The following is a 7946-nucleotide window of genomic DNA, read 5'->3' as shown; positions in this document are numbered from 1 at the left end:
ATATACAAGGAGACAGCTCCCGACAAGGAAGGGAATGACCTGCGCCACGGCATCTATCTGCCGATCGGTCTCTGGTACGACCTCTTCACAGGAGAGTCCTACGAGGGCGGACGGGTGATCAATTGCTTCGATGCTCCTCTCTGGAAGCTCCCTGTCTTCGTCAAGGCGGGAGCTATACTTCCATACACTCATCCCTTCAATCAGATAAGCGAGATCCCAAGGGACTTCCGAGGCTACGCGCTCTATGGAGGAGCAGACGGCTCTTTCGTAGAATACGATGACGATGGTCGCACGGTAGCATACATGGAGGGGGTATCGACCCGAACACCACTGTCTATGGAGATGAGCGGAGACCGGCTCACCTTCGACATCGGTCGCACAGAGGGGAGTTATGATGGCTTCGAGCCTTACAAGACGACGGAGATCCGACTGAGCGTTTCGCAAAAGCCCTCTGCCATCTCTGCCTCTGTAAGCGGTAGACCGATGACCCTGCGGGAGGTGACGGATCGTAAGGAGTACGAGGAGGCCACGGGAGGGGTCTTCATCTACGAGGAGTCGCCGGAGCTCAATCGCTACAGCACCGAAGGAACCGAAGCCTCGCAGATTAGCATCAAGGGGAATCCGATCCTGCTTGTCAAGCTGGGTAAGGTCGATACCTCATCTGAGCCGATCCGAATGACTGTCGACGGCTACACACTCACTCAGCCCAACCACTTATACCACCATACCGGACCACTACAGGCTCCCACTCTCTCTCCGGACGAGAGCGAGGTAGAGGCCTACACCATTACCCCGCACTGGAGTGCTGTGGACGGAGCGGACTTCTACGAGATAGAGCTGGGGTCGATGCTTTACTCCACGATCCTTGGGGAGCACTTCACTCTCGAGGAGCTGGAGCCGGAGACAGAGTACACCCTGCGACTGAGAGCTGTCAATAGCGACGGCGCATCAGACTGGTCACTGCTGACACTCCGTACCTCCAAGGATCCGTATGAGAACGCGATCAGGAACATCGCCGCCACCACTTCCGTCCCCAATCAGTCCGGACAGTCTATCTCCAAGCTCTTCGACGGAGACAAGTCCACTACCTGGCATACCGAGTGGGGCAAGGAGGCAACACCATTTGACCTTATCATAGACCTCAGAGGTGTTGCACGTCTCGACTCTCTGGAGTACTACCCGAGACCAGATGCCGGCAATGGTACACTTCTCGAGGGAACCATCGCCTACTCGGAGGACCGGAAGAGCTGGTCGAAGGAGCAGCCCTTCAGCTGGACCCGCGATGGGTCGATGAAGACCCTCACCTTCGCTGATAATCCACAGGCTCGCTACCTCCGTCTCCACATCACAGAGGGGGTGGGCAAGTATGGATCCGGTCAGGAAATGTACATCTACAAGGTGCCGGGAAGTACCCTGCAGCTACAGGGCGACATCAATCGCGATGGTAAGATCGACGAGAACGACTTCACCTCCTATATGAATTATGTGGGTCTGAGAGCCAAGGATGCCGACTTTGGATACATCTCCATAGGAGATATCAATAAGAATGGACTCATCGACGCCTACGACATCTCTACTGTCGGGACCATCCTTGATGGCGGAGTCTACCCGTCAAGCAAAGTGGTGAGCGGGCGAGTAACGCTCTCAACGGACAAGACGACCTTTAGCGAGGACGAGGAGATCAAGATCCTCGTCTCCGGTAGCGACCTGAAGGAGGTCAATGCACTAAGTATAGCTATCCCCTACGATGCAACGCTGGTCCGCTATGTCGGTATGCGGCTCATCGGCATGAAGGATCTGGTCAATCTCTCTTACGACCGACTCCACAGCGATGGGTCTAAGGAGTTCCTCCCCACCTTTGTCAATAGAGGGAATAACTTCCTCCTCGAGGATGGTGAACTCTTTGAGATCACCTTCCACACCCTTAAGGCTGGTAACTGGACGCCAAAGGCAGTGGATGGAATGCTCGTGGATCGGAACCTCAATAGCATTGATGCGCTATCTGACGCAGAGTGACCGAGAAGATACTGCAATACTGCTGGAGCAATCGTCTCTTCGATGACCTCACCGTCCGAGGGCAGAGGGTCGACGTGGAGAGTGTCGGAGTGCAAAACAGCTCCGATGGTCCCGACTTCACGATGGCACGCATACGTCTGGGCGACATCCTCTGGGTGGGAAGTGTGGAGCTGCACCTACGTGCCTCCGACTGGTACGCTCACGGTCACGACACAGACCCTCGCTATACCGACCTCATACTCCACGTAGTGCTGGAGGATGACCGAGAGGTGCACGACCTGAGAGGTGAGACAGTGCCCTGCGGGGTGCTGCGACTCAGTAAGGAGGCAGTGGAGCGAGTAACCGACCTGGAGGTGAGTCGACGATCCCTCAGATGCACACCTGAGATCACCGAGATAAGCATAGCTGAGATCAGGAGCTGCTTCCGCCCGCTCATCCATGAGCGGATGCATAATAGAGTAGAGCGAATGGCGGCAGGACCGGTCGACGAAGGCGGAGTCAATGCCTTCCTCTTCCACTCCATCATGCGCTACCTCGGCTGTCACCGCAACAACGACCCCATGGAGGAGACTGCCCGAAGCATCCCCTACAGAGCCCTCAAGCGTCACGCCTCTGATCCGATGGCATTGGAGGCAATACTGTTAGGCCAGGCAGGACTTCTTCAGACGACCGCACCCCGCGACGAGTATGAGACGCAGCTAACTAAGGAGTACCTCTTTTACCGCTCTGCTTTTGATCTCAAACCAATAGAGGAGGGGAAGTTTCGTAAGCTGAGACTGCGTCCTGCCGCCTATCCGACCCGCATGCTCTCTGTGGCGGCTCAGATCTTCCACCACGAGGATGAACTAATGGGTGCCATCACCACGAGGGACTGGGAGAGGCTGGACCGGATATTACGAGTAGCTCCCACCCCCTACTGGCAGTCTCACCTTGACTTCGGTCAGCCGTCAGCCCGCAAGATAGGAGCAATAGGCGACAGCCTGATCCAGATCTTGATGATCAATGCCGTCATCCCCACCGTCTATTACTATGCAGAGTGGAGCGGCTCACATGCGGGTAAGGAGGCGGCACTGGATCGCCTGCGAGAGCTCCCTCCCGAGCGAAACAGCTATATCGACCTCTTCCGTCAGTACGGGATCACCGCCACTAACGCCCTCGACACCCAGTGTATGCTGGAGCTCTACACCAACCACTGTATCCCCTATCACTGCCTCAGTTGTCCGATGGCAGTCCGACTCTTTGAGTTGCTCCGTTCTCTGCCGCAGAGTAACTGATCAGCACAGCCTAAAATACAAAAAGCAACCCCACCGCATCTGCAGTGGGGTCGCTTCGTCAGTTGTCCCATAAGGACTCGAACCTTAAATTCAAGAGCCAGAATCTTGCGTGTTGCCAATTACACCATGGGACATTGTGTCTCTCTTTGACGATGCAAAGGTAAGACTATATACCGACTTATCCAATAGCTGTAAGTAAATCACCTCGAAGTTGAACCTAGGCCCCTTTTTCAGCACCTCCTTTTTCTTGCGGAATTAAGGAGAAACCATCGCCCTGTACACAGCCAGTGCTGGTGCGCCAGAAGCACGGCAGGCAGGGAATTGGCTACGCAGGACTGACGCATCTGAGCTTTACCTCGCCCGCCCGGTCCCGCAGGGGCTTACCAGCCGGTCCCTCTCCCCGGACACCCCGCCCCTGTCCGATGCCACACTCATCCCCTATGCCGGCGGGAGGCGGATCCTGTCAGGGATCCCCGGCGCCGGGGAGTACCGTATCGAGCTGGATAGGGTTCGATGAATTCTAAACCCGGGTTTAGTGATCACTAAACCCGGTAATAGTGATGACTAATACCGGGTTTAGTCCGAGGGCTGACTCACTTGAGTTTTACAGCGCCCGCCGGATCCCGTAGGGACGGAGCCCCAGGGGGATCGGTGCCTTTTAGTCCAAGGAAACCTTGGGCAAATCCAAAAATCGTCAGCCCTGATTGGCAATGGTAGCATGTGGAAACTTAGGTCAATAATCGTTACCTTTGGGCATCACCACCTGATCACTTCATCACAACTCAAAAGCAATGAAAGGTAAAACTCCTCACCGCAGATCTTCTCTGGGACTATCCGTAGCCTTAGCGGCGCTAATGGTCCTAGGATACTCTTGTACTCACAGAGACACAGGCGAGACCTTTCCTCAGGCCGACGGACTGAGATACAAGGCTACCTTTGAGTCCGGTCTCTCCAAGTGGCAGATTCATGATCAGATGGGGGTGAACTCCTTCATTAAGGGGACTATAGTATACGACAATGTCCTATACTCGGCTCTGACTAAGGATGGAGTATTCGGCTCTGTCACCCCGATACAGGCATCGCACGCCATGCAGGAGGAGATCATTGCGTACTACCCATATAATTCGGCTGTGTCAGTGGGGGTGATCCCCATGAGCTATACCTCACAGAGGGAGGGCATAGCACCGGACTACTTCTTCGGGCGTCTCGCCAGTACGCCATCCGGAGGTGGAGACTACCCAACGATCTCACTCCATCGTATCAATGCCCTCATACAGATAGTGATCACTGCTTCTCCTGACTTTGGGGATCTATCGCACCTGCAGGTCGAGATGGCCGATGTGCCCCTCTCCGGCTGCTTTGACATAAAGTCCGGCCGCTTCTCCTCAAGGGGAGCCGTTGGAGCTCTTCCCCTTGCGGTCACCGGCAGACGCGGATCTGCCGTAGCAGCGGCCGTGGTTATACCGGGCGTAGACTACGGAGAGACGGCTGTAACATTTACCTACAACGGTCGCTCTGTAGAGTGGAGACCATCTCCCTATGAAGGTAAGATGGGCGAGATGGTCACATACCATCTGATGCTCTCCGGCTCCGGAAGCGGAATCTATGTGACAGAGACCAAGGGTCCGGGAGAGCTGCCCACAGAGGCACCAGAGGGTCCTATTGTCCTTACTCCGGACGGGCTGATCGGAGAGCGTTACGACCCCTATGATCCTAAGTATGGGGCAAAGCCGGTGGATCCGACGGCAGGGATAGACCCTACTCAGCCCTCTTCCACCCAGCCCTCTGTCAATGACAGGGAAGATGTCCCGATAAGTCCGAGCGCCGGCGTCGACCCTCTTGACCCGGCAGATATGGATCCCTCGATCAAGGGAGACGAGACTCCGTCTGAGGGTGTTCCGATTGACCCAAGTACCGGAGAGGTGATTCCCCTCAATCCCGGAGGAGACTTTACCGTAAAGGATCAGGAGGATGTGCCGATCGATCCCTCCACTCCGGGTATCGACCCCTCTGACCCGGACGAGCCCACACCGGACGTGGATCCCAATGACCCTCTGGGCAACGTCCGACCCGGAGTGGTGGCTCAGTACCGGGAGGAGGCTGTCGTCCGTGATGCGAACCTACTGGATCACGCCATCTTTGTCCGTCATATGGCACCGGACTCGTGGTTTGCCGATGGTGGTAGCGGCACGAGACGAAATTACTCCATCCTCTTCGACAAAAAGAATCACAGCCCCAGATACGTCGCCTTCCCGATGTATTCCGGTGTACTGGGAAGCGCGAAGCGGACTAATCAATGGGACTTCGATCCTGATCTATCGACCTCTGTCCAGCCGGATCTCAATAAGTCTTATCTCGGCAATTGGGACAGAGGACATATGCTTCCGAGCAGCTCCAGGACAGCATCCAGGAGGCTCAATGCGACCACCTTCTACTACTCCAATATGCTTCCTCAGAATCATGATCAGAATGGAAGGCAGTGGCAACAGCTGGAGAATAAGGAGCGCGCCTGGGCTCAGCAGGTCTCCAAGTACGACACCCTGTACGTCGTCTGCGGTCCCGTGTATAGCAAGGAGCCGCTACAGATGACCAAGGATCGCGCGGGGAAGCAAATCCCCGTACCGGATGCCACGTACAAGGTCTTCTTGAGACAGGAGAAGTCTACAGGAAACTGGCACAGCATCGGCTTTATTATGCCCAATAGATCCCTCTCGGGGACAAAGTACAGCGCTTACGCCGTGCCGGTGTCAGAGGTGGAGCGTCAGACGGGACTCCAGTTCTTTACCCACCTCCCCAAGGATAAGGCGGTGGGCATTAAGTCACAGAATGATCCCTCGCACTGGCGTTAGTTATAGAAGTCACGACAAGTAGTAACGAATACACTATGATACATCACTCGACTCTGCGTACGCTCATAGTAGCGGTATGCGCAATCACACTGGGACTCTCCTCCTGCTGTAGAGGACCGGAGCAGTGCTCCGCAAGCTGCACGCCCGATGACCCCGAGGATCCATACGTCCTGAGAGCCGGAAACCTGAGGGTCGTCGGGATCCTCAGAGACTACGATCCCTCCTCAGGTATGATCAGTCTGAGCTGGCGAGATCGTGATGCCATCGGTATCACAGCCATCTCAGGCGGAGTTTCGCTAGCCACAAATGTCAAGTACACGACCATGCACTCCCTCGGCAATCACTTCGTTGCTGCCACCCGGGGCATTCGACTCGGAAAGGGCGAGAGCTGTGACCTGATTGCCTACTACCCCTACAGCGAAGCACTGCAGGAGGGTAATCTCCTGCCGGTGTCGACGACTTCGCCGCTCTATCTCTCTCGTGTCCGATCCGGCGTGACTCCGGATGCGGACGCTGTGCTGGAGTTCCACCCCGTGTATTCTCCACTGCTGATCCGGCTCTCCGGGGTTGATCTGAGAGGAGGAAGGCTTGAGCTTCAGGGAGTAGCCAAGTCGGGGAAGGTGAATGTAACGGACGGCACGATGGTCATCAGCGAGGAGAAGGGGGTCATTAACGCTCCACTCTCAGTGTCTGGAGACAATTCCGGATCCGCTTCCCTACGTCTTGTTCCGGGGCAAAACCTCAAGGGGATGACCCTGCGGATCGTCACATCTCAGTATGTTTTCTCTTACCTCATTACACAAAACATAGAGCTGAAGAGCGGTGAACCCAATATCATCGAGCTGAAGCTGAAAGGCGATGACGGCACTGTCTCGGGCACAGTCACTACACCGGACGGGACGATCCTCGCTCCGGAGGATGTGGTCATCGATGCCGGTACTATTCATGTCGACTGAATACCTTAGCTCCGTCAATAAGTGAATCAAAAATATATGTTTAGACGAAAATTAGCAGCGGGACTCTATATTATGCTGGCACTTGCCGGCATATCCCTTGCCTCTGCTCAAGAAACGGCGACCGAGCCGGTGGTCATCGGACGTATCGTGGATGCCGAGGGGGGAGATCCTGTCGCAGGCGTACGAGTCCACCTTGAGCAAAGCGGTCTGTCGTGGATCACCGCGTCGGATGGACGATTTAGGTTTGTCGTCCCCGCCCCTGGTACAGATCGGCTGACATTGTCGGGTCATGAGATTACTACTCGGAGTCTCGACGTGAGCATTTCCCCTCACGGGGTAACCGATCTCGGGGATCTCATCGTATCGGTCACGATTATGGAGGCTGACCAGTCCCTCGTGGGCGTCGTCGATGCCTTAGAGCTGGGAGAGTCGGGTAATGATCAGACGATCAGCCCGACCGTCATCCTCTCCAATGATATTTTCCTGAAGAAAGCCGGATTCAACTTCTCCCAATTCCGTTACCGCACTCGCGGTTACGACAGTCGCTACGAGCAACGGTACATCAATGGCGTGGCATTCAACGATCTCGTCCGCGGGGTCTTCAACTACTCCTCTATCGGTGCGATCAATGACCTGACAAAGAATGGTAATGCGATCAATTACGTGGGGGCATCGGACTTCTCTTTCGGCGACCTGGGTGGCTCACAGAACATCAATATGCGGCCATCTGGCTACAGTCGCGGCGGGAAGCTGACGCTCTCAGGGACGAATCGGAACTACTACGCCCGCACAATGATCAGCTACAATACCGGTCTGATGGATAATGGCTGGGCATTTACCGGACTCCTTGG

The 7946-nt window shown here is 55.5% G+C and carries 5 protein-coding genes and 1 tRNA gene; 5 read left to right on the top strand and 1 reads right to left on the bottom strand.

Going from position 1 to position 7946, the window contains the following annotated elements; all coding sequences use genetic code 11:
• Positions 1–2016 (top strand): discoidin domain-containing protein (locus Q0F21_RS04090; protein ID WP_297237652.1); only part of this gene is annotated, 2016 nt, incomplete at its 5' end.
• Positions 2013–3290 (top strand): DUF2851 family protein, encoded by a 1278-nt coding sequence (locus Q0F21_RS04085; protein WP_297237650.1) that lies wholly within the window; start codon positions 2013–2015, stop codon positions 3288–3290. The genes Q0F21_RS04090 and Q0F21_RS04085, both read left to right, overlap by 4 nt.
• A gap of 62 nt (positions 3291–3352) precedes the next feature.
• Here Q0F21_RS04085 and Q0F21_RS04080 read toward each other — a convergent pair.
• A tRNA-Gln gene (locus tag Q0F21_RS04080) sits at positions 3353–3424 on the bottom strand.
• A gap of 720 nt (positions 3425–4144) precedes the next feature.
• On the opposite strand from Q0F21_RS04080, the gene Q0F21_RS04075 reads away from it, so the two are divergent.
• The 3 genes from Q0F21_RS04075 to Q0F21_RS04065 form a co-directional block, all read left to right on the top strand.
• Positions 4145–6139, top strand: a complete 1995-nt coding sequence (locus tag Q0F21_RS04075) for a DNA/RNA non-specific endonuclease (RefSeq protein ID WP_297237648.1) — start codon at positions 4145–4147, stop codon at positions 6137–6139.
• A 35-nt stretch (positions 6140–6174) separates the two neighbouring features.
• Positions 6175–7095: a fimbrillin family protein gene (locus Q0F21_RS04070; RefSeq protein WP_297237646.1), complete on the top strand. Its 921-nt coding sequence runs from the start codon at positions 6175–6177 to the stop codon at positions 7093–7095.
• A 36-nt stretch (positions 7096–7131) separates the two neighbouring features.
• The coding region (locus Q0F21_RS04065) for a carboxypeptidase regulatory-like domain-containing protein (RefSeq protein ID WP_363282552.1) at positions 7132–7946 on the top strand (815 nt) is incomplete at its 3' end.

It is taken from the genome of uncultured Porphyromonas sp., from assembly GCF_934359325.1.
Taxonomy (GTDB): Bacteria; Bacteroidota; Bacteroidia; order Bacteroidales; family Porphyromonadaceae; genus Porphyromonas_A.
Note: the sequence above shows the minus strand (reverse complement) of the source record. Positions and strands in the feature narration are given on the sequence as shown.